This is a genomic window from Streptomyces kaniharaensis, from assembly GCF_009569385.1.
Lineage (GTDB): Bacteria > Actinomycetota > Actinomycetes > Streptomycetales > Streptomycetaceae > Kitasatospora > Kitasatospora kaniharaensis.
In genome coordinates this window covers 25,456-45,437 of record NZ_WBOF01000007.1, presented here as the reverse complement: position 1 = coordinate 45,437, position 19,982 = coordinate 25,456, and the positions used below count along the sequence as shown (strand labels likewise).

Below are 19,982 nucleotides of genomic sequence, written 5' to 3'. Positions count from 1 at the left end.
GGGCGTGTGTGTCCTTCCGGGTTGGGGTTCAGGTGGTGGGCTGTTGGGGGCGGCGGGCGATGGCGCGCATGCCATCGATGCGGCGGGCCTGGCGGGACAGGCGCGCGGCGAGCGCGGCCAGGTGGTCGGCGTCCTCGGGCCGCACGCCGTAGATGAGGCGGGCGGCGTAGTGGCGGGCGGCGTCGGCGAGCTGGGCGGCGTCCAGGGCGTGGGCCTGGAACTCGCGGTCGATCTCCGGGTCCGGGTCGCGGGCCTGGAGGCCGTGGCGGGCGGCTTCGTTCAAGGCGGCAGGCTCCTCGAGTGGTTGGTGGCGGTCAGCGGGCGGCACGGGTCCCGGGCACCGGCGATCCGGTGCCCGGGACCGCTGCCGGGTCAGTCGAGCGCGCGCACCGGCGCCGGGAAGACCTCGGGCAGCGGGGGCAGGAAAGGGCACTGGTCGGCGTGGTCGCTGACCTGCTGGCGAACCGCGTAGACGTACATCGCGCCGGCCTGTCCGAGGCCGTGGCGGCAGCCGGTGCAGTACCACCACGCCTTCGTCTCGTCGTGGCAGTGGGTGCCGACCGCCCAGGGCTCGGCGCCGATCAGCTCGACGTGGGCGCCGCCCTGGGTGAGCTGGCGCATCCAGACGTGGCCGGGGCCGCCGCCGGTCGGCGCGTCGCCGATGTGGACCTGGCCGTGGTCGAGGCGGATGCGGCCGTGGTCGGCGGCCTGCTCCAGAAGGACCATCAGGCGGTCGTGGCTGCCGAGGACCTGCCCGCTGGGGACCAGGCGCGTCATCGCGTACAGCTCGCCAACGCTGGTCTGGCGACGGCCGGACGCCTCCAGGTGGCCGAGTGCCGCCAGGAGGACGGTGTAGGCGTCGTCGCGGCGCAGCAGGTTGTCGAAGGGGTCCGGGGTCAGGTCGACGATCAGCTTGGCGACGGTGTCGGCGGCGGCCAGGATCCGGGTGTCGTTGATCTGCATCGGTTGGGTCGGTGTCTTTCGAAGTGGTGTGGGAAGGGCTGGGTGCGCCGCCACCCGCGGCCCAGTGGTCGGGCGGCGGGTGGCGGCGGGGCTATTCGGTTGGATCAGTTGGCGGTGCGGGGCCCGGGCGGCAGGGCGCGGGGCGTGATGGCGGTGGTGGTGGCCAGCAGCTGGACGACGTTCTCGGACAGGCCGGAGAGCGTGGCGGGGATGAGCAGGTCTCGGGCGGCGGTGCGCTCGGCGAGCTGGACGACGGCGGCCAGGACGTGGCCGGTGTCCTCCCGGCGGCCGGCGACGACGGCGTAAGTGCCGACGAGCCTGGCGGCGTCGTTGACGGCGGGTCCGCCGAGGCAGCCGGCGGGGACGGTGATGTCGATGCTGCCGGTGTCGTCGGTGAGGACGAGCTGGCGGGGGTTGTAGCCGCTCATCTCGGTGATGACGCCGTCCACGGTGACCAGGGCGAGGTCGGGGGCGGCGGTGAGACGGGGCAGGTTGTCGGTCATACCGGCGATCTCTCCTTACTGGGATGGGGTCTGCGGGTCGGGTGACCGGGCAGCCGCGCCAGTCCCGGCGGTGCCGGCCGCTGGGTGCGGTCGGGGCCCGGGGCCGGCGACGGCGGTCCGCTCGGTGCGCGGGTCAGGCTGCGGCGGTGGGGCGAGGCCTCGTGCTCGGGGCCGCCGGGATCGGCCTTCGCTCAGTGCGGGCAGGGAAAGGGCCTCCCGCTCCGGGGTGGAGCAGGAGGCCCGGGTGAAGGGCGTCAGGCTGGGGCGTCAGGCCGTTTCGACGACTCCTTCGGTGCCGCCGGCCTTGCCCGTCTTCCGCTTGTGCCACCAGGTCTTCATGTCCCAGCCGGTGGCGTAGACCAGGAGCTGGTAGGACACCGACGTGCCGATGGCGAGGATCACCTGGGCCCATCCCCAGGCGGTGGCATGGAGGCCGGCGCCGAAGGCGACTCCCCCACCGATGGCACTGACCAGCGTGGCGACGAAGCAGGCGATCTGCAGGGCCTCTTCGGAGCTGTTGGTAAAGCTGGTGCGGACGCCGTGGTGGATGGCGTAGCGGAGGTGGAGGGCCAGCACGGTCAGCTGGACGGCCCACACGGCCAGGAGGACGGCGGCGACGCCGGACAGAGTGACGAAGTGGTGCATCAGGTTCCCTTCGTGAGTGGTGCGGGTGATTTTCGGCAGTGGTGCGGGGCTCGGTCCGGGAGTTGGTGACTTTCGACCGGTCCGGGTGACGGCCGGCCACCGTGCTGACCTGGGTGGTCGGGTGAGGTGGGAGGACAGCCCGGGAGGCCGGGGTCCGGTGGTCAGCGAGCGTGGGCCGGTTCGAGGTAGGCGGGGGAGGCGGTGGTGATGCGGTCTACGAAGCGGAAGCCTTCGACGAGGAGTTGGTCAGCGGTAGGCAGGTGGCGGTGCTGTTCGGCCAGGACGTGGTCCGGTACGACGCGGGTGCGGCCCGTGTTCTGGCGCCTGCACAGGTCAAGGGACACGTCAAACAGCACGGCGGCCGCAGGGCGCTGCCAGTAGCGGGCGCGAGCGAGCAGGTGGGCGCGCACGTGGGGGAGCAGTCCGGTCGAGTCCACGATCGTGGTGAGGCCGCGGGAGAGGCGGGCGTCCAGGAGCAGGTCCTGGATCTGGGCGGCGACCGGGGTGGCGGACTGATCGGCCTCGCTGTCGGTGGCCATGGCGCGGTAGGTGTCGAGGTTGAGCCGCCAGGTGGCGGGCCACCGGCGCTGCGCGAAGAAGGACTTGCCGGCGCCGGACAGGCCGACCAGGACGACGGCAGTGCCGGGGTCGTAGGTGAAGTTCACGGGGGCTCCTCGTGGTGGCGGGGTCGGGTGGTGGCCGGGCGGCCGGCCCCGTGCCCGGGGGCGCGCCGCCCGCCGGGCTGGGTGCCGGGCGGGCGGTGCGGGCCGGGGGCGAGGCCGGTCGGCCGGTCAGCTGACGAGGGCGAGGACCAGGACGGCGAGCAGCACGGGCACGGTCATGGCAACGGAGCGAGGGATGTTGATGCAGCGCTTGAGGCGGTCGATCTCGTCGCTGATGTCCTCGCATTCGACGAGGAGCCTGCCGTGGGAGCGGGTGCCGACGGGGACGTTGACCAGGGTCTGGCTGCGCTCGTAGTGGGTCTTGCGCAGGACGGCGATCCGGGCGTCACGCTCTATGGCGAACAAGGGCAGTACTTCCTTTCGGGAACGGGTTCGGAGGGGTGGTTCGCGGTGCGGGACGATGGGGGGCGGGCCGGGGACGAGACCGGCCCGCCGGGCACGTGGTGCCCGAACCGGCCCCGGGATGGTTCGTTCATCCCGGGGCCGTCTCATGTGGTTCGCGGTACGGGGTGGTGAACCGGTTCGCGGTTCGCCTGATCCGGTTCGCGGTTCGCCGGATCGAGTTCGCGGTTCACGGTCAGGCCGTGACGCGGTTCGCGAACTCCTTGCGGGCGTCGGCGAGGCGGTGGTGCGCGGTGGTCTTCTTCATGTCGAGGTTCGTCATGACGTAGTCGAGGTCGACCGTGTCGTAGCCGTGGGTCTCGATCAGTTCGAGAACCTGCTGAACCTGCTGCTCCGCGAGGAGCTGCGCGGCGCTGCGCCGGTTCGAACCGGCCTGGACGGTGGCAGGTTGTGCCTGCTCAGTGGCGGTTCGCGGTTCGGGGTCCGCCGGGGCCCGTTCGCGGTTGGCTGTGCTGTGGTCCGCGGCTTCCAGTTCGCGGCGCGCGGTCGGTTCGCCGGTTCGTGCTGCGGGCAGGGCGTGGTTCGCCGAACCGCCGGAGCGGTTCGGGTTGTAGTTCGGCGAACTGGCGCGGGTGAGGCGAACCGCGAACTGCGGGATGGCGGCCGGGTTCGCCGAACCGTCGAGGGCGATGGCGAGGCTGGAGTTTGGGATGCGGGGCAGTCCGCGAACCGGCACCCAGTCGCCGACGCCGATCATCCCGGCGACGAACCGGCGAACCGGTCCGAAGCCAGTTCGGCGAACCACCGCGCGGTGGTTCGCCGCCGCCGTCCAGGCAAGCTCCACCGTCGACAGCGACTCGTCCGTGATCGCCAGCGACCACGCGGTGAAGGAGTGCGCCGGGTAGCGGATCCAGCGGATCGCTCCGATGGTCGGCCGCGACTTGGCGACCTTGCCGTCCGCACGGAGCTTCTTGCGGTGGATCAGCCGGGCGTAGAACTCCCACAGCACCATGCCAGTGATGCTCATCACCGAGAACGCCACGGCCTTCGGCGTGGGCTCCCAGTAGGTGACCTGGTCCACCATCTTCCGCGCGACCGGGTCCCACTGCTGGCCGATGACGGTGGCCGAGGCGTGCCAGTAGTTCATGACGGCCGCGCCGATCGCGAACACCCACGTCCCGACCCGGTACAGGGTGCCGCTGTCGCCGCTCTGGCGGGCCTCGTGGTACATCCACGCGACGAACGCGGTGGACAGCTCCCATGCGGCGGCGAACAGGATCGTCGCGGGGAAGATCCAGCCGAGGACGTCGTGGGCGAAGCCGGCCTGACCGGTCCAGGCGACAGCCATCGGCGCGGTGATCGGCACGATGGCCAGCAACCTGCGTGCGTTGGCCTTGAGGAACGCCTTCATCCGGCCAGCGAGCGTGATGCGCCCGGCCCGCTCGGCGGTCTTGGCCTCCCGCTTGAGACGGCGGCGCTCCAGCTTGCGGGCGGTACGGCTGGTGGCCTGCCGCAGCACCTCGCGTGCCGAGGCGAGCTCCTGGAGGGCCAGCGCCTGCGTGTCCTCGGCCTCGGCCTCCAGCTGCTGCGCCTTCTCCAGTGCCTTGGCTGCCTGGGCCTTGTCCGCGGCCGCTGCCTTCTCCGCCTCCCGGCGGATCCGGCTGGCCTCCTGCTCGGCCTCGCCCCGCAGCCGCGCCGCCTCGGCGACGGCCTGAGCGCGCTGCTGGTCGGCCTCAGCCGTCGCCCTGGTCCGCACCTCCCGCGCGGCGTCGGTGGCCTGGTCGACCTCCCGGTCCGCTTCCTCCCGCAGGCGGCGGACCTCGCCGCGCACCCGGTCGGCATCGGCCTGCGCGCTGCGCCGCAGTTCCTCAGCCTGCTCGCGGGCCTGCGCGAGCAGCCCATCGGCCCGGGTACGGGCGTTGGCGAGCACGGTGTCGGCCTGCTGGGCGGCGTCCTCGCGGATCTTCCCCGCGTGCCGCTCCGCCTGAGCACGCAGGTCGGTGACGTCGCGCTGCGCCTGGGCGCGGACCTGCTCGGCCGCTTCCTCGGCTGCGCGGGTGAGGGCGCCGGCCTTCTCCTCGGCGTCGGCGAGCAGTTCCTCGGCCTGGACGCCGCACTGGCGGGCCTGCTCGGCCGCCTCGCTGCGCACCGCCTCGGCCTGCTCCTCGGCGGCCTGGGTGAGGGCGGCCGCGGCCTGCTCGGTGTCGGCGAGCAGGGTGGTGGTCTGCGCCTGCGCGTCGGCGAGGATCGTCTGGGCGCGCTGCTCGGCCTCGCCGAGCAGCTTGTCGGCCTTCTCCTCGGCGTCGGCGGTGATGCCGGCCGCCAGCAGGCGGGCCTGCTCCTCGGCGTCGGCGATGATCCGTTCGGCGTCCTGCTCGGCCTGGGCGCGGACGGCGGCGGCGCGCTGTTCGGCCTCGGCCTGCAGCTCCGCGGCCCGCTGGGTGGCCTCCTCGAGCAGCCGGTCGGTGGCCGCGTGGGCGTCGGCGTCGGCCTCCTCGCGCTGTTCCCGGGCGTACTGGAGGATCAGGTCGGCCTGGTCGTTGGCCATGTCGAGGATCTGCCGGACCGCCAGGTCGGCACGCTGCATGACCGACTCAGCCTCGGCGGCGGCGTCCGCGCGCAGCTGCTCGGCCTCGGCCGCCCACTGCTCGGCGGTCGCCAGGTCGCGGCCGGCGGTGGCGGTGGCGCGCTTGAGGAAGGCGAGCGCCTGGTCCTCGGCGAGTGCCAGGACGTCGGCGGCGCGGTCCGCCGCGTCGGCGAGGACGGGGTCGGCGGCGGGCCGGGCCGCGACGGGTTCGGGGAGGGCGGGCTGGTCGGTCTGGCAGGCCTCGGGAGGGCTCGGCGCGGTCGTCTCCGGGGTGGCGGCCGGGGCCTGGCGGCGGGGTGCCGGCTTGGCGGGGGAGGCCTTGCGCGAGCGCCGGTTGGTGGTCCTGGTCGGGCTCATCTGAGCGGGTTCTCCTCTACAAGAGGGGTGACTGTGTGTCACATTCGCTGGGATAGGGAAGGGCTGTAGCCGCGTGATCGGCGGGGTGTCCGCGACTTGGGCTTGGAGCGTGGCGGCCGGCTGTGGGCATTGGCTGCGGCGGGCCGGTGCGGCGGTGTAGACGGGGTGTAGTCGCGCCAGCGGCCCAGGGGGCCGGTTGCGGCTCTGGACCGGGTTCAGGCCTGGGGGGCAAGGTGTTGGCCCCATTCGCCGACTACGTGACAACATCGCAGGTCAGCGACCGACTACAGCGCCGACTACGGGGGGAACTACGGGGTGACTACCGGCGGGAGAAGTTGCCGGTAGCTACCCCGTAGTCGGTCAGGTAGTCGGCCCGGGGCCGACCGTCCGTTCCTTGATCAGGGCGCGGATGTCATCCAGGGCGGCGCCCGTGGAGGACTGCTGGCCGGCCACGCGGACGGTCTTGCGGAACACGCCCGCACGCCGGAATGTGTCACCCACCGTAGCGGCGCTGGTGTCGGCCCAGCGTGTTCCGTCCTGGGCCTGGAGGGCTTCGGCGACCTGGCGGCACAGCACGTTGAGCTGCCCGCCGAAGGTGTCCGCAGTAGCGGTGAGGATCTGCCAGTCGTTCTCGGTGAGCGCCTCGGCGGTGTCGGCGGGGCCGGGCTTGGTGAGGTCGACCGCGGGCACCGTGGTGCCGTCCTGGGTGGGTAGTTCCGGCGCCGGGGTGCCGCACTTCTTGGCGTGCAGGGCGGCTTCGATCGGGTCGTCCCACTGGCCGCGCAGTCGTCCGGCCCGCGCGCGGGCGGTGGTGACGTTGGCGATCAGCTTGAGCATGTCGTCGCCGTCGATCCACAGCGAGCGCAGCCGCTTGTAGCCGGCTTCGGCGAACAGGATGCCCATGCCCTTGATGTCGGGGTCGAGCTTGGAGGCGTCCCAGCCGGACGAGGCCGCGCCGGGGGCCAGAGCCATGTTCGACTCGGTGGTGTCGGTGGTGCGCATGGCCCACTTCCAGCTGATGTTGCCGGAGACCAGGCGCGGGATGACGCCGTTCTCGCCCTTGGTGATGACCTGGGTGGCGAGGATCAGGATGATGCCGAAGGCCAGGCCCCGCGCGCTCAGCGCGGCCAGGCCCTGCTTGATCTGGTTGCCGAACTTCTTGTTCTCCGTGAACGGCAGCACCTCGTCCATCACCACGAGCTCCAGGCCGCCGAGTTCGTCGATCAGCTTGGGGTCGTTGATGTCCTCGACGCCGTACTTCTTGAGGATCGCCGCTCGGCGGGACATCTCCCGTACCTCGGCCTCCAGCAGGTGCAGCGCCCGTTCGGCGCCCCGGTTGCCCTCCTCGTCGATGAACGTGGCGGCGAGGTTGCGCCACCGGTCCTGGCCGGGGGCCTTGCCGTCGATCAGGCGGACGTTGACCCTCATGTCCAGCAGCGCGCCGCCGATGATGCCGCGCAGCGCCGCGCCCTTGCCGGAGCGGGAGGCCCCGCCCAGGGACAGGCTGGTGTTGCGCAGCACCAGGTAGACGATCTGGCCGAAGGCGTCGACGGCGACCGGGATGCCCCGGTTCCACACGTCTACGGTGGTCGCGCCGACCAGCGGCGAGGGGACGCCGTTGAGGAACGGGTCGGTGTCGAACATCGCGACGGCGATCGTCTTGGCGTTGCCTCCGGCGCTGGCGTGGATCGCCTCCATGAAGAAGCGGTCTCGATCGGAGTCCATCTCGCCCGCGATCTTGCCGAGCTTGGGCAGGACGGTCTCGACGTTCGCCCCGTCGCCCTTAGGCAGGACGACCTTGGCCATCCAGCCGTTGGCCAGGCGGGTGAGTGCGTCCGGGGCCGCCAGCCGGACACGGCCTTCGCTGATCGCCCCGGCGGAGAGCATCGCCATGGTGAGCCGGTCGGTCTCCGCGCAGAACAGCGCCGGATCCTCGACCACGGCCTGCTCCAGGACGGTGCCGTCCTCGGCGATCTCGGTGTCCGGCTTGGCCGGCGGGTCGAGCTCGGCCAGCAACAGCTCGGCGGGGACCGGGCGGTGGGTCAGGCGCGGCGGGTGCGCGGCGGTCCACCAGGCCAGGCCGGTCGCGGCGAGCAGAGCGAGCAGCCCGGCCGGCGGGGCGTTCACCGCACCGGCCGCCGCGCCGCCGGCCGCGCCGATCAGCGCCCCGCCCCGGCGCAGCCGGCCGAACGAGCGGGCCCTGGCGATCTGACGCTCGGTCGGCTGCACCGGACGGAAGTCGGCCTTGCGCATCTCCTTGAGAGTCTTCTCCAGCCTGCGCGCCGTCTCACGGCTGAACGTGAGCTGGCCCCGCTGGGCCTGGGTGAGGCCGCCGTCCGCGGCCTCTTCCTCCAGGCGGACGACCTTCTTGGTCTCCTTGCCGAACGCGGCCTCCACCTCGGTGCGGCGCTCGGTGTAGGCCTCGAGCTGGGCGGCCACCAGGCGGCGGCGGATCTCGTCGTTCGACTGGTCGGCGGTGGAGGCCCAGTGGGCCAGCCACTGCCCGATCAGCCGGGCGCCCTCGCCGGTGCGCCGGGTGGTGCCGGACGCGAAGGCGGTGATCCGGTTCGGCTTCTTCTCGCCGTCGGCGTTGTCGCCCTCCGGCGGCGTGTCGGGGCCGGAAGCCGGCGGCGGGTCGGCCTCGGCGGGTGCCGTGCCGGGGTCGGTCTCGGTACGCAACGGGGCCTCCAGGCTCCAAGGGGTTGGGGTTGGGCGGGGTTGGTCCGGTCTAGGGTGGACGCCCCGGCGCCGCCGCGCCGCGTGGTGCGGGCGGGCGGGTCCGGGGCGCCCATCACGGGCCGGGGTCAGCCGATGATCAGGTGGCCGAGCCAGTTGGCGAGCGGGATGCCCGACCAGGCAGCCAGGCCGCCGAGGGAGATGGACAGGCCCCAGGTGGAGCCGGTCAGAGCGCCGGAGAGCATGAGCAGGCGCTCCTCCCACTTCTTGGCGAACCAGAGGAAGAGCCCGGCGAACACCAGGACCGCCAGGGCGATCCAGGAGCCGGAGTAGGTGAGCTGGGTGTGCTGGGCCACCGGCGCGGCGCCGTCGCCGCCGACCAGGCCGCGGCTGACCAGGGTGCCGCCCTGGTTGCCGGCGCCGGTGAAGAATCCGGAGACCAGGGCGAGCAGGCCGCCGGCGCACGAGGACGCCAGCACCATCACGCCGAGGCCCAGCACGTACGGCATCCAGAACTTCTTCTTGGTGACGAACTTGAACTTGCGGCCGTTCTTGAAGAAGTAGAAGCCGAGGGTGCTGACGCACAGCAGGAAGCCGAAGCCGGATCCGGCGAGGGTGACGATGTGCGTGATGTCGAGCTTCACTGGCTGATCTCCCAGGCGTAGGCGAATGCGATGGACAGAGCCGCCCAGCAGAAGGAGATGAGAGCGGTCTGGGCGACGAGGTCCCGGAGTCCGCGCAGGACCACGTGCTTGACGGGCACCCACACGAGCACCACGGCCAGCACGAAGCAGGCGACGGCCAGCGCCGCCGCCCACGCGTAGCCGAACTCGGTCACCGGCAGGATGAGCTCGGGCAGCAGCGGGATCCTGTCGGCGGTGTCGGCCCCGCTCACCGGAGGGCCCCGGTGAAGACGGAGCCCAGGAGGGCACCGGCCCAGGCGCGGGCCGGTCCGTAGGCGAGGGTGCCGAACACCACCGCCCAGGCCGTCATCCGCAGCGCGGTGCGCAGCACGACGCCGCGCAGCCGGGAGCGCAGGACCAGGACACCGACGAGCGTCATCAGCCCGAGGCCGAGGCCCGGGTCGGCGACGTCGGCGGCGGGGCGGAAGGAGTGCGAGCAGTCCTCCACCACGCCGCGCCACAGCCAGGCCGGGCCGACGGCCGCGACGGCGGCAGCCGCGAGGTTGGGCCAGGCCTGCGCCGCCCGCCTGATGGCGGAGGCGGCGCGCTTGACGCGGGCCCAGTCGATCAAGTGGCCCGCGTCGTCGGCCTTGAGCGGGATCGCGGCGTCCAGGCGGGATTGGCGCAGTTCCTGCGCCAGCTCCGCCAGGCCGTCCCCGTCGTAGCCGGGGTGGTGCTTGGCCAGGTCCGCGGGCTCGGTGTGCTCCGGGACGGCGGGGTCGTACGCGGGGCGCGGCGGGACCTCGGGTGTGACGGTCACGTCGTCACCTCCGGTCCGCCGTCCGGGGCGGGGTCATGCATCGTCGGCCTCCAGTCGGTCGAGGTAGGGCGGGATGAGGTGGGCTTCCGCGTACCGCGCCAGCAGCAAGCACAGGCTCGTGACGGTGCAGGTGGCGAAGAAGGCGAAGAAGACCTGGTCGAACGTCATGTGCGCGCCTTTCGGAGGAGCGACAAGTGGTGGAGTTCGGGGCGGGCCCGTGGCTCCCCTGGGCGGCCGGCGGTCCGGCGAGGGCCGGGTCGCGGTGTCGGCGGTCCAGGGCAGCTACGGGTGCGGGCGGGACGGGGTGCCGCCCGGCCGCCGGCCTCGCTGGTGCGGGTCGGCGGCCGGGCCGGGGTGAGAGGCGGTTCAGCGCGTCTGCGGGTCCTGGCCGGTGCCGGGCGCGGTGCTCTCAGCGGTGTCCTCGTCGCCGAGGTCCAGGCCGTTCACGGCGCCGGCTTGGATGACCAGGCCAGCGATCCGGGCGCCGGAGATGCTGTTGACGACGGTGCGCCGGGCGCCGGGGACGGTGGTGCCGCCCGACGTCTGGATGACGGTGCCGTGGATGACGGCGTCGGGCCCGATGTGGTTGGTGACCATGAGCTTCTCCTGACGGATGTCGAGGGGTTCCCGGGCCGGTTCGGCGCCGGGAGATTTGGTTCGGGTGGCCGGAAGCCCGGCGGCCGGTGCGCACCGTTGATGCGGTGGCACCGGCCGGGCCCGGGGCGCGGGGGCGCTCGCGGCCTGGCTGGCCGTCCGGAGCGCCGGGGTGGAGCAGTGGGTTCACGGTGGTGCGGGGTGCGTGACGGCCGGGCCCTCGTGCCGAAGGAGGGCGGATCGGCCGCTCACCGCCCGGCCGGGTGCCGGGTCGATCGCGCCTGGATTGAGCGGGGCGGCGGTGTCCCCGTGCCGAAGGTGCTGCGGAAGCAGTCGGGTGGTGCACCCCAGGGCGGCGTCACGCTCGCGGGCCTCGGGGCCGTTCTCTGAGTTGTTCTCTGATGTCGCGCTGTGGAGTTGTGAAGCAACGGGCACTTCCTTGGCCTGGCCCCCTCGGGCCGGACTTCCGGGTGCTGCTGGTCGTGCGTCAGGTGCTGGGCCCGGGAGGGCCCGCCGCACCACTCCCGGCCCCGTCACGGCATGGGCATGCCAGGACGGTTCCGGTGGCAGGCGGCGGGAGCCGAACTGCAGGAGAAGGGGAAAGGGGAGGACGGTCCGGACTTACTCGCGGGGGCTACCGGCGGGCGGCTCGGGCCACGGCCCCGGACGCCCGAAGTTGCGGCGCGTGGCGGAGGCGTTCGGCCCGGTGTACGGGTCCGGCGAGTACACCCGGCGGCCGGACCGGTCGGTCGCCGCCGGCGCCGGGTGGACCTCGCGCCCGCCGGGCAGCGGCACCGCCGGGCGCCAGCCCCTCGACGAGCTCCTGCCGCTCCGAGCACTCGTACCGCCGGAGGTGCCGGAGCCCGAGTTGCTGGAGCCGAGGCCGAAGAACGCGGCGATTCGTCCCGCCATCAGGACGCACCTCCCGCCGCGCCCCGGCCGTCGGCCGGCTGCGGGACCGGCTGCGGGCTGGGGATCTGGGCGTCGGCCGGGAACTGGCCGGTCATGCCGTGGGTGGTGGTGTGCGCGGCGATCTCACTGCTGAGGTTCGCAACGGCGGAGTGCAGCTGCTCGCTGGTCACTTTCCACCCCCCTTGCGGCTGAGCAGGCCGGCGAGCAGGCGGCCGGCGGCCTTGGCGGCGTCGGCGATCTGCTTGGAGTCGATGGGCGGAATGGGCGTCGGGGCGGCGGCGGTCGTGTCGGTGATCCTCACTGCGACACCCCCGGCCCGGCCGGCTGGCCGTGGCGGGCGGTGAAGTCGGCGGCCGCGGCGACGCAGACCTCTCGGATCTGGTCCGGCGTCCGGGCCGAGTGGATCGCGGCGTGAAACGCTCCGGCGCGCTCCGCGACGGCTTTGGCCTGCTCCGCCGTCTGCGGCGGCGTCTGCTGCGCCATGGTCAGCACCCCGCCGTCTGCGGCTGGGCCGCCGGCTGGACGAAGCGGCTGATGGCGTCCTGGATGAACCAGCTGATGTGGGTCCAGGTCGTGGCGGCCTTCTCGATGTGGTCCGCGGCCTGCTTCCAGACCTCGGCGACGAGCTTCATCACGACGCTCTCGCCGGCGGCCGGGGCGACGGTCGACAGGTCCCGGATCACGAGCGCGAGGACCTTGGCCTCGTACTGGCCCTCGAGGCCCGTGATCAGCTGGTGGTTGATCGTGGGGGCGGTGTTCTGGCCCTCGTGCGAGTCGGTCATGCTGGTCATTGCGGATCTCTCCTTGACGAGCTGGTCCGTGGAGGCCCCGGTGGAAGCTGTCCAGGCGCACCGGGGCCTTGCCGTTTTCACGAGCACTTCCGTGTTGGCTTAGCCAGCTTAGCTGATACAGTTCCGACTGTGTCAACTAAGTCGGTGAAGCTATCTATGACGGGGAGGTGCCTCTACGATGTGGCTCATGACTGATCAGTTCGCCCAGCCCTACCAGCGGATCGTGGAGGACGTGCGCGATCAGATCCGTCTAGGCAAACTTCGGCCGGGCCACAAGCTGCCCAGCACCCGCGAGCTGGCTACTCACTACGGGGTTGCCCACGGGACGGTGCAGCGGGCGCTCGCGGAGCTCCGCTCGGCTGAGCTGATCTACTCGCACCAGGGGAAGGGGAGCTTCGTGCGGCAGTCGCCTGACGAAGGCCAACCGTCCTCCGAGGTCCAGGACCTGCAGCGACAGGTTGCCGACCTGACTGCCCGCCTTGAGCGAGTCGAGCAGGCGCTCTTCCATAGAACGTGATCAACAGGCACTCCCTTGGGCCGGTTCTTGATGCTTCGATCAAATCCGACTCCCAGGTGAGTGACCATCACATCCCCGTGGTGAGATCCATAACCAGCTCCATCAATACGTTTTCAATGTCCGCGTATACATGAGTTTCCGAACTCGAGTCCTACGCTCCCGAGTATGAAGACAGCGGAGGTACAGGCCATGGTGAGGGCTCGGCCCGGATGGCGGCCGGACAAGCTGCGCGATCAACGGGAAGCTCATGGCCTCACACTCGAGCAGGCCGGCGAGCGCCTGCGGATCGTGGCTGAGCAGGCCGGGCTGAAGAGCGTTCCCGCTGCTCACGCCCAGACGATCTGGGGGCATGAACAGGGTGAGATCTACCCTGGCCCGGACTATCGGCGCGCGTACTGCGCCCTCTACCGCGCGACCGAGCCCCAGCTCGGCTTCAGGAATCCTCTGCCTGGAGAGGATGCTGCGGCATTCGCTTTGACGCCGACTTCAGAAACGCGTAACGGCGCTCACGTACTGGCAGTCGAGCGGGCGCTTCATCGCATCGCACCGGGCACCGCGGAATCCGACAACATGATGCTGCAGCAGCGGATCATGGACGCGTGGCGCCGACGGCACACCGGTGGAGACCCGCACCGTCCCACGATCGTGCTGGTCGGCGGGTTCGCGGGCTCCGGGAAGTCTGAATTCGCCAGGTTTCTGACGCAGCTGACCGGGTGGCCGCTCCTGGACAAGGACCCGCTCACCAGGCCGCTGGTCGAACAGCTCCTGGTCTCTCTCGGCTCGGATCCGAATGACCGGCACTCCGAGATGTACCGGACGCGGGTGCGGGCGCTGGAGTACGACTGCCTGATGCAGGCCGCCTACGCCAACATCGCCTGTGGTATTTCCACTGTACTGACCGCCCCGTTCATCGCTGAGATGACGGACGAGAGCTGGATGACCCGCTTCGCCAACCGCTGCCGCTCCCAGGGCGTCGACGTCTCGCCGATCTGGGTGCAGTGCGATGCCGAGAGCATGCGCGACTACATCACCTTTCGCTCCGCAGCCCGCGACACGTGGAAGCTTGCCAACTGGGGGGAGTACATCGCCACCATCGATGTCGAAACCCGGCCTGTGGTCCCGCACCTGGTGGTGGACAACCGCATGGGCGCGGCGATCTCCCTGGCGGACCAAGCTCGCCTCGCGCTCGCCGAGGTGCGCGCATGACCAGGACACAGCGGGGAGTGCTGCTCTACGGTCCGCCGGCCACGGGAAAGGACACCATCACCCAGGCCCTGAGTCGCCTCGACCCCAACTTCCAGTTGTTCTCACGGCTGAAGGCCGGGCCCGGCCGATCCGCTGGCTACCGGATGGCCACGCAGGAGCAGTTGGAGGAACTGCGACGGGCGGGCGCAGTGGTGTACGAGAACGCCAGGTACGACAGCACGTACGTGACGGACCGGCCGGGCCTGGACGACGCCTTCGCGGCGGGGGTCCCGGTGATGCACCTGGGCCAGGTCGACGGAGTCCAGGCGGTGCTCTCCGGCTACGCAGGCGACTGGTTGACCGTTCTGCTGTGGTGCCCGCGGGAGGTGACCGAGGCGCGGTCGATCGGCCGGGGCGACGCGGACACTCCGGCGCGACTGGCGGCGTGGGATGCGACCCGGGCCGACCTCGACGCCAACCCGCGCTTCCGCTTCGACCTGACCATCCGCACCGATGAGGTTGGGCCCGAGGCTGCCGCCGCGCAGATCCGCCAGGCGCTCACCGCACCACGCGGCGACCTGGTGATGGTCGACTTCGACGACACGCTGATCGACCGGCTCTCCGCGGTGGCGGCCTGGGTGGCCGGGTACTGCACGGAACACGGTCTGGACCCTGTCGTTGAGCAGCGGATGCTCGAAGCCATGCGGATCCGAGCGGACGTGAACCTGGTCGAGGGCTTGTGCGCGGAGCTTGGCCTCCCCGAGTCGGCTGGCGCACTCTGGGCGCGGTACGAGCCGGAGCTCGCCGCGTCGGTGAAGCCGTTCCCCGGCGTGATCGAGGCACTGACCGCCGTTCGGGAGGCTGGCCACCAGGTCGTCGTCGTCACCAACGGCGGCGGGAAGATCCAGCGCGCCAAGCTGACGGCGTCCGGCATCGCCGACGCGGTCGGCGCCGTGTGCATCTCCGAGGAAGTCGGCGCCCGGAAGCCGGACCGCCAGATCTTCGAGGCCGCGGCCGCCAGCGTCGGCCGGGACCTCTCCCAGGGCGGGTGGATGATCGGCGACAACGCCGACCTGGACGTCGCCGGCGGCCGGAAGGCCGGGCTGCGCACCGTGTGGATCTCGCATGGTCACCCCTGGCCTGGCGGCGTGAAGCCGGATCACGTCGCACCCACCGCCGCAGAGGCGTTCGCTTTCGTCCGGGGCGGTGGCCGGTGACGCCTGATCAGCGGGTTCTCGGAGTGCTGCACCCGGGGAGCATGGGTGCGGCCGTCGCGGCCTGCGCGATGTCGGCCGGGACCAGGGTGCTGTGGTGCCCGGCCGGACGGAGCGCCGCAACTGGGCGGCGTGCCGAGCAGGCCGGACTGGAGCCGGTGGCCGAGCTCGGCGAGCTGTTCCAACAGGCCGAGGTCGTGCTGAGCCTGTGTCCGCCGGCTGCGGCCGAGGACGTCGCCCACGAGGTCGCCGGGCATGGGTTCACCGGGGTCTACGTGGAAGGCAACGCGATCAGCCCGGACCGGGTGCAGCGCATTACCGACCTGGTGGGCCGCAGCGCCCGAGCAGTGGTCGACGGCTCGGTGATCGGCTCCCCGCCGGTCGGCGGAAAGCAGACGCGACTGTTCCTCTCCGGCCCTTCCGGTGCCACCGAGCTGGTGACTGCGTTGTTCTCCGGGACCGCGGTGTCGACGCCGGTTCTGGGCGAGGAGATCGGTCAGGCCTCCGCGTTGAAGGTGTCCTACACGGCGTACCAGAAGGCCAGCCGGGTGCTCGCTGCGCTCTCCTACGCCCTGGCGCGTCACCACGGCGTTGACCAGGCGCTGCTGGACGTGGCTGGCAAGCGGGCCGGCAGCTACCTGGTCGAAACCGACTACATCGCCAAGACGGCAGCACGGGCGTGGCGGTGGGCACCGGAGATGGAGGAGGCTGCCGACACGCTGCGCACGGCGAGGCTGCCGGACGAGGTCCTGCGTACGGTGGCCAGCACGCTCAGGCGTTGGACGGACACGAAGGACAGCGACGACCTGTCGATGGAGAGCGCCCTGGAACTGCTGCGGGGGCCCGAGTGACAAGGGATTTGTCGGTCCGTCCGATCGTTAGGACGTCAGATCGACACGGGGATCTTGCGCCTACTCTCCGCGTTGTCCACAGGGGTAGGCTGTCATCGTCAGTGATCCAAAATGAACTTCGCCGCCCGGACCCGAGGGTCCGGACGGCGTTCAAGTGGGTCGGCGCCCCTGGCCGGGGGCGGTCCGTCCCGGTCGACCACGCAAGGGGTGGTGACGTGTTGAAGGGTACCCGCAGTGGCACCCCCTCATACGCGCGGCACCCCGCCGTGGAGTCGACCGGGAGGTCCCGGGTCTCGCTCCGGCGGGGTGCCGTCTCTGTATGTGTGGCCGGCCACGGCGGCCCCCTGGGTGGGGGTGTTCCGTGACCTAGCCCTCGTCTGCGGGGCCTGACCCACTTTCCAGGTCTGACTCCGCTGGCCGCTCTCCGGACTTTCCACCCGGGTCAACGCGGCCTTCCTGCTCCACCTCGCTCTCGGGCTTCCAAACCGTCGAGCGGGGCTTGCTGGAGATCGGCTTCCAACCGGCCACCAGCGGCACTACCTCAACTGGCCCCTTTCCAAGGGCCACCTGTAATACCCGGCCCCCTGCAAGGGGCCGTCGCTTGGGCCCTTCCCAGGGCCTTCGCAGTTCCGCAGTCGGGGCCTTTCCAGGGGCCTCGGCTGCACCCGCACCACCACGACCCGCACGAGACGAACGCGAGCGAGAGGAGGCAGTTCGGCACCCCCCGGAGGGGGCTTTGTCCACACCCACGAGGGGTGCTTCTTGTCGGCACCCCCGAAGGGGCCGCCCTTGCGTCCCCATGTAGCTGAGGGAGCTTTGTCATTTTGCAGCAGGTCAGGAGCCCGTTCCAGTCCCGCCGTGTCCCCGTCGCGGCGGGTGGTGTCCCCGGTTTGAGCTCGGACGATGCCGGGGGGGAGGGGGGAGATCTCTCCTCCCCCCGTGCTGCCTTGGCATTCGTCCAGGGACCGGTTCAGGGACCGGTTGTTGGAACGGCCGCCGCCAGACCTGGGCCTGTGACGGACATCACACGTTCGGGTGACGGTGTCGGGGGTGCCGTGGACGGCCTCTCGGGTGTAATTCCGGCCGCTCCGCTGGTTCCCGGCCAGCGGGTCGGCGGGTCGACGGACCCCTCGGCTCCCGCGCGTACCGGAGCCGACGCTATGGAGGACACGTTCGGCACCCGCTTCCCGGTCGCCTGGCTCGCCCGGTTCACCGGGGACCAGATCCGTGCCGTGACCGTGGTGGGCGACTACTGCCGGAGCAAGGCCGGGTACTGCTGGGCCTCGAACGGGACGATCGCCGACCAGCTGAGCTTGCACGAGCGGACCGTGGCCGCGCTGCTGCGCAAGGTCGAGGGCGTCCTGATGGAGTGCGAGCACCGCACAGGCGGCACCATCGCGCGGCGGGTCAAGCAAGCTGGCCGGGACGTGCGGGCGGTGTGGATCTCGGCGGTCGCACGAAACCTGCTGGCCGGCACCAAGTTCAAGGTGTACTGCGCGCTGTCCTACCGGGAGCACCTGGAGACGACGACCTCGGCGCGGCAGCTGGCTGTGCTGTGCGGGCTGCGGGCCGAGACCGCCCGCGTGGTCGCAGCGCAGCTGGTGGCGGAGGGCTGGGTCTCCCGGGACGGGGAGGTCGGCGGGGCGTACCAGTACACCGTGCACCCGGTCCCGCTGGTCGGCGTGGTGACGCAGGAGGCGCTGTTCGCGCAGCCCCAGCAGGCCCGCCCGCAGGCGGAGCCGGCCAATGCCGAGGACGTCGAGGAGGTGTCCGGCTGCCCGGGTCAGCTCGACCTCTTCTCCCTGGTGGAGGCGGTGGAGACCCCCCTCGTTTCGACTCCACCCTCCCCCCTCAATCTGACTCCACCCTCCCCCCTCAATCTGGCTCCACCCTCCCCCCTCGTTTCGGCTCCACAATCAAGCTCTCTTGATCAAGCTTCTCTGAACAAGCCCCTGCGCGCCGTTGGTGGTTGCGGTTCCGGCGTAGCCGCGACGTCCGTACCGCGCGACACCCGCGTGTACGCGAGCGACTCCGCGCTGGTCGATCCGGTGTCCGCCGTCGCCGAGCAGGCCGCCGTCGTGGCCCGTCTGGTCGCGGCTTCGCCGGAACCGCCGAAGACCCCCGGCGCGACCACGAACTCGAAGACCGAGGCCTCCGCCGTACCGTCGATGACGGTCAGCGCCGAGGTCCACCAGGTCCTGCGCCTGGTGCCCGACCTGGTGGACCGGATGAACCACTGGCAGCAGCGGGAGGTGGCCCGGGCGGTTGGCCAGGCGATCCGCGAGGTCGGCGGCGACGTCGAGCGCGTCGCCCAGCGCCTGGAGCGCCGGTACGTCCTGGAGCGCGACGAGATCCGTGACCCGTACGCCTGGCTCGCCGCCCCGGGCCGCAACCGCGGCCTGGTTCGGCGCGGCTGCCACCTGCCCACCTGCGAGTCCGGCACCGACGTGGAGCTCGGCGGCGAGTGCCAGACCTGCGCGTACCACGTCGAGGGCGCCCAGCACCGGCACGCGAAGCGCCGCCAGGCCGAGCGGGACCAGGTCCTGGCCGAGGCCCGCACCGCCCCGGCCCTGGTGCCGGCGGACATCGACGGCCAGACCGAGCAGGTCGAGGAGCAGCAACTGGCGTACTGCGACCGGCACGTGCGGACCGTGCTGCCGTGCGGCCTGTGCGCGCCGCTGCTGGACCAGTCCGCCCTGTCCGAGGTGCCTCGGGCGATCGACGGTGCCGAGCTGCCTCCGGTCACGGTCCCGGCCTGGATGACCGTGGACAACTCCGAGGGCGTGGCCTTCCGCGAGCAGCTGGCCGCCCGCCGCCGTGAGCGCGAACTCGTCGGGAGCCGCTGATGACCGCCGCCACCGGGGCCGACCTCGCCCGCACCGCTCTGCGCGCCGCCCGCCAGGCCGCCCGCACCAGCGGCAACGTCCCCGTCCAGCGCACCACCCGGCAGGCCACGGTCGTGCGGCGCGGCCCGCGCGAACCCGAGCCGATCGCGGACGTGTTCCTCGCCCTGGTCGCCGCGCACGGCTGGACCCTCGGCACCGCCGGCGGAGGCCTGCGCGACCACTGGCCCGCGATCGTCGGCGCCGAGGCGGCCGCCCACTGGCACCTCGCCGGCTACAACCCGACCACCCGCCGCCTGCGCGTGGTCGCCGACTCCCCGGCCTGGGCCGCCCAGCTCCGCTACCAGACCCGCCGCATCCTCACCGACCTCGAGCAACTGCGCCCCGGCACCGTCCAGGCCATCGACGTCCGCGTCGGCCCCGCCCCCGTGGTGCAGCACGACCAGGACCAGGACAACCGGCCCGCGCGCCGCGACAACCGGCCCACCGCGCGGCCGGCCCGGCCCCCACTCGCCGACCACACCGCCTACCAGGAACTGCGCCAGCAGTTGCGCGAGCAGGCCCAGGCCCGCCTGGCCAAGCGCGAAGAGGCCGCCGCCCAGCGAGAGGAGATTCTGAAGCGGCACTACAACAAGCTGCGTGAACCCGAAGGCGCCCACCAGCACCAGGTCGAGGACGATGCCGTCGCGGCTGAGTCCGTTCGCGACCGCAGGCTCCGCGAGAGCCACCGCGCCGCCCTCGCCGTCGCCCGCGGCCAAGCTATCCCGCTGCGCACCGCCCAGCAGTTGCCTCGGTCGGCATCTGTGCGGGGCGCTGCGTGAGAGCGCCCGCAACGCCGCAGCCCGGGTGTTCAATGGGCCGATCAGCGTGATCGCG

General features: G+C 71.9%; 24 protein-coding genes. 6 read left to right on the top strand and 18 right to left on the bottom strand.

Annotation, left to right across the window (positions count from 1 at the left end):
* Positions 1 to 28: 28 nt before the first annotated feature.
* The 18 genes from F7Q99_RS38365 to F7Q99_RS38290 form a co-directional block, all read right to left on the bottom strand.
* Positions 29 to 283, bottom strand: a complete 255-nt coding sequence (locus tag F7Q99_RS38365) for a hypothetical protein (protein WP_153471663.1) — start codon at positions 281 to 283, stop codon at positions 29 to 31.
* An 89-nt stretch (positions 284 to 372) separates the two neighbouring features.
* Positions 373 to 963 carry a hypothetical protein gene (locus tag F7Q99_RS38360; RefSeq protein ID WP_153471660.1) on the bottom strand — a complete coding sequence of 197 codons (591 nt, stop codon included), beginning with the start codon at positions 961 to 963 and terminating at the stop codon, positions 373 to 375.
* A gap of 104 nt (positions 964 to 1,067) precedes the next feature.
* The gene (locus F7Q99_RS38355; RefSeq protein ID WP_153471657.1) at positions 1,068 to 1,466 is read right to left on the bottom strand and encodes a hypothetical protein; all 399 of its coding nucleotides are present in this window, start codon (positions 1,464 to 1,466) and stop codon (positions 1,068 to 1,070) included.
* Positions 1,467 to 1,733: 267 nt separating this feature from the next.
* Positions 1,734 to 2,111 carry a hypothetical protein gene (locus F7Q99_RS38350; protein WP_153471654.1) on the bottom strand — a complete coding sequence of 126 codons (378 nt, stop codon included), beginning with the start codon at positions 2,109 to 2,111 and terminating at the stop codon, positions 1,734 to 1,736.
* A 161-nt stretch (positions 2,112 to 2,272) separates the two neighbouring features.
* Positions 2,273 to 2,776 carry an AAA family ATPase gene (locus F7Q99_RS38345; RefSeq protein ID WP_153471651.1) on the bottom strand — a complete coding sequence of 168 codons (504 nt, stop codon included), beginning with the start codon at positions 2,774 to 2,776 and terminating at the stop codon, positions 2,273 to 2,275.
* Positions 2,777 to 2,902: 126 nt separating this feature from the next.
* Entirely contained in the window at positions 2,903 to 3,139 is a 237-nt protein-coding gene (locus F7Q99_RS38340) for a hypothetical protein (protein ID WP_153471648.1), read from the bottom strand.
* Between the two features lie 232 nt (positions 3,140 to 3,371).
* The gene (locus F7Q99_RS38335) at positions 3,372 to 6,080 is read right to left on the bottom strand and encodes a hypothetical protein (protein ID WP_153471646.1); all 2,709 of its coding nucleotides are present in this window, start codon (positions 6,078 to 6,080) and stop codon (positions 3,372 to 3,374) included.
* A gap of 360 nt (positions 6,081 to 6,440) precedes the next feature.
* Complete coding sequence (locus tag F7Q99_RS38330) at positions 6,441 to 8,759, bottom strand: FtsK/SpoIIIE domain-containing protein (protein WP_153471644.1); 2,319 nt, start codon at positions 8,757 to 8,759, stop codon at positions 6,441 to 6,443.
* 125 nt (positions 8,760 to 8,884) lie between these two features.
* A complete protein-coding gene (locus F7Q99_RS38325) occupies positions 8,885 to 9,400 on the bottom strand; it encodes a hypothetical protein (protein ID WP_153471642.1) in 516 nt (171 codons plus the stop codon).
* Positions 9,397 to 9,651, bottom strand: coding sequence for a hypothetical protein (locus F7Q99_RS38320; RefSeq protein ID WP_153471640.1), 255 nt, complete (start codon positions 9,649 to 9,651; stop codon positions 9,397 to 9,399). The genes F7Q99_RS38325 and F7Q99_RS38320 overlap by 4 nt, the downstream gene beginning before the upstream one ends.
* Positions 9,648 to 10,199: a hypothetical protein gene (locus tag F7Q99_RS38315; RefSeq protein ID WP_153471638.1), complete on the bottom strand. Its 552-nt coding sequence runs from the start codon at positions 10,197 to 10,199 to the stop codon at positions 9,648 to 9,650. The genes F7Q99_RS38320 and F7Q99_RS38315 overlap by 4 nt, the downstream gene beginning before the upstream one ends.
* A gap of 33 nt (positions 10,200 to 10,232) precedes the next feature.
* A complete protein-coding gene (locus tag F7Q99_RS42945) occupies positions 10,233 to 10,367 on the bottom strand; it encodes a hypothetical protein (protein ID WP_268267729.1) in 135 nt (44 codons plus the stop codon).
* 198 nt (positions 10,368 to 10,565) lie between these two features.
* Complete coding sequence (locus F7Q99_RS38310) at positions 10,566 to 10,796, bottom strand: hypothetical protein (protein WP_153471636.1); 231 nt, start codon at positions 10,794 to 10,796, stop codon at positions 10,566 to 10,568.
* 618 nt (positions 10,797 to 11,414) lie between these two features.
* Positions 11,415 to 11,705, bottom strand: coding sequence for a hypothetical protein (locus tag F7Q99_RS38305; protein WP_153471633.1), 291 nt, complete (start codon positions 11,703 to 11,705; stop codon positions 11,415 to 11,417).
* Positions 11,705 to 11,875: a hypothetical protein gene (locus tag F7Q99_RS38300; protein ID WP_153471630.1), complete on the bottom strand. Its 171-nt coding sequence runs from the start codon at positions 11,873 to 11,875 to the stop codon at positions 11,705 to 11,707. Before F7Q99_RS38300 ends, F7Q99_RS38305 begins: the two co-directional genes overlap by 1 nt.
* Entirely contained in the window at positions 11,872 to 12,006 is a 135-nt protein-coding gene (locus F7Q99_RS42940) for a hypothetical protein (RefSeq protein ID WP_268267728.1), read from the bottom strand. Before F7Q99_RS42940 ends, F7Q99_RS38300 begins: the two co-directional genes overlap by 4 nt.
* Entirely contained in the window at positions 12,003 to 12,188 is a 186-nt protein-coding gene (locus F7Q99_RS38295; protein WP_153471627.1) for a hypothetical protein, read from the bottom strand. Before F7Q99_RS38295 ends, F7Q99_RS42940 begins: the two co-directional genes overlap by 4 nt.
* Before the next feature lie 2 nt (positions 12,189 to 12,190).
* Entirely contained in the window at positions 12,191 to 12,496 is a 306-nt protein-coding gene (locus tag F7Q99_RS38290; protein ID WP_153471624.1) for a hypothetical protein, read from the bottom strand.
* A 187-nt stretch (positions 12,497 to 12,683) separates the two neighbouring features.
* Between F7Q99_RS38290 and F7Q99_RS38285 the strand changes: the two genes are divergently transcribed.
* The 6 genes from F7Q99_RS38285 to F7Q99_RS38260 all read left to right on the top strand — a co-directional run bounded on the left by F7Q99_RS38285 (position 12,684) and on the right by F7Q99_RS38260 (position 19,927).
* The gene (locus F7Q99_RS38285; RefSeq protein ID WP_195911425.1) at positions 12,684 to 13,013 is read left to right on the top strand and encodes a GntR family transcriptional regulator; all 330 of its coding nucleotides are present in this window, start codon (positions 12,684 to 12,686) and stop codon (positions 13,011 to 13,013) included.
* Positions 13,014 to 13,178: 165 nt separating this feature from the next.
* A complete protein-coding gene (locus F7Q99_RS38280; RefSeq protein ID WP_230211333.1) occupies positions 13,179 to 14,219 on the top strand; it encodes an AAA family ATPase in 1,041 nt (346 codons plus the stop codon).
* A complete protein-coding gene (locus F7Q99_RS38275) occupies positions 14,216 to 15,415 on the top strand; it encodes an HAD-IA family hydrolase (RefSeq protein ID WP_153471618.1) in 1,200 nt (399 codons plus the stop codon). Before F7Q99_RS38280 ends, F7Q99_RS38275 begins: the two co-directional genes overlap by 4 nt.
* Positions 15,416 to 15,456: 41 nt before the next feature.
* Positions 15,457 to 16,263: an NAD(P)-dependent oxidoreductase gene (locus tag F7Q99_RS38270; RefSeq protein ID WP_153471615.1), complete on the top strand. Its 807-nt coding sequence runs from the start codon at positions 15,457 to 15,459 to the stop codon at positions 16,261 to 16,263.
* Positions 16,264 to 17,423: 1,160 nt separating this feature from the next.
* Positions 17,424 to 19,109 (top strand): helix-turn-helix domain-containing protein, encoded by a 1,686-nt coding sequence (locus F7Q99_RS38265; protein ID WP_153471612.1) that lies wholly within the window; start codon positions 17,424 to 17,426, stop codon positions 19,107 to 19,109.
* Positions 19,109 to 19,927, top strand: a complete 819-nt coding sequence (locus F7Q99_RS38260) for a DciA family protein (RefSeq protein WP_153471609.1) — start codon at positions 19,109 to 19,111, stop codon at positions 19,925 to 19,927. The genes F7Q99_RS38265 and F7Q99_RS38260 overlap by 1 nt, the downstream gene beginning before the upstream one ends.
* The last annotated feature ends 55 nt before the right edge of the window (positions 19,928 to 19,982 follow it).

Excerpts from the sequence above, each read along its gene's own strand:
- F7Q99_RS38310 (WP_153471636.1), bottom strand. The coding sequence starts at position 10,796 with ATGGTCACCAACCACATCGGGCCCGACGCCGTCATCCACGGCACCGTC.
- F7Q99_RS38335 (WP_153471646.1), bottom strand. The coding sequence starts at position 6,080 with ATGAGCCCGACCAGGACCACCAACCGGCGCTCGCGCAAGGCCTCCCCC.
- F7Q99_RS38275 (WP_153471618.1), top strand. The coding sequence starts at position 14,216 with ATGACCAGGACACAGCGGGGAGTGCTGCTCTACGGTCCGCCGGCCACG.
- F7Q99_RS38350 (WP_153471654.1), bottom strand. The coding sequence starts at position 2,111 with ATGCACCACTTCGTCACTCTGTCCGGCGTCGCCGCCGTCCTCCTGGCC.
- F7Q99_RS38360 (WP_153471660.1), bottom strand. The coding sequence starts at position 963 with ATGCAGATCAACGACACCCGGATCCTGGCCGCCGCCGACACCGTCGCC.
- F7Q99_RS38295 (WP_153471627.1), bottom strand. The coding sequence starts at position 12,188 with ATGGCGCAGCAGACGCCGCCGCAGACGGCGGAGCAGGCCAAAGCCGTC.
- F7Q99_RS38280 (WP_230211333.1), top strand. The coding sequence starts at position 13,179 with ATGAAGACAGCGGAGGTACAGGCCATGGTGAGGGCTCGGCCCGGATGG.
- F7Q99_RS38285 (WP_195911425.1), top strand. The coding sequence starts at position 12,684 with ATGACTGATCAGTTCGCCCAGCCCTACCAGCGGATCGTGGAGGACGTG.
- F7Q99_RS42945 (WP_268267729.1), bottom strand. The coding sequence starts at position 10,367 with ATGACGTTCGACCAGGTCTTCTTCGCCTTCTTCGCCACCTGCACCGTC.
- F7Q99_RS38355 (WP_153471657.1), bottom strand. The coding sequence starts at position 1,466 with ATGACCGACAACCTGCCCCGTCTCACCGCCGCCCCCGACCTCGCCCTG.
- F7Q99_RS38260 (WP_153471609.1), top strand. The coding sequence starts at position 19,109 with ATGACCGCCGCCACCGGGGCCGACCTCGCCCGCACCGCTCTGCGCGCC.
- F7Q99_RS38290 (WP_153471624.1), bottom strand. The coding sequence starts at position 12,496 with ATGACCAGCATGACCGACTCGCACGAGGGCCAGAACACCGCCCCCACG.
- F7Q99_RS38305 (WP_153471633.1), bottom strand. The coding sequence starts at position 11,705 with ATGGCGGGACGAATCGCCGCGTTCTTCGGCCTCGGCTCCAGCAACTCG.
- F7Q99_RS38265 (WP_153471612.1), top strand. The coding sequence starts at position 17,424 with ATGGAGGACACGTTCGGCACCCGCTTCCCGGTCGCCTGGCTCGCCCGG.
- F7Q99_RS38270 (WP_153471615.1), top strand. The coding sequence starts at position 15,457 with ATGGGTGCGGCCGTCGCGGCCTGCGCGATGTCGGCCGGGACCAGGGTG.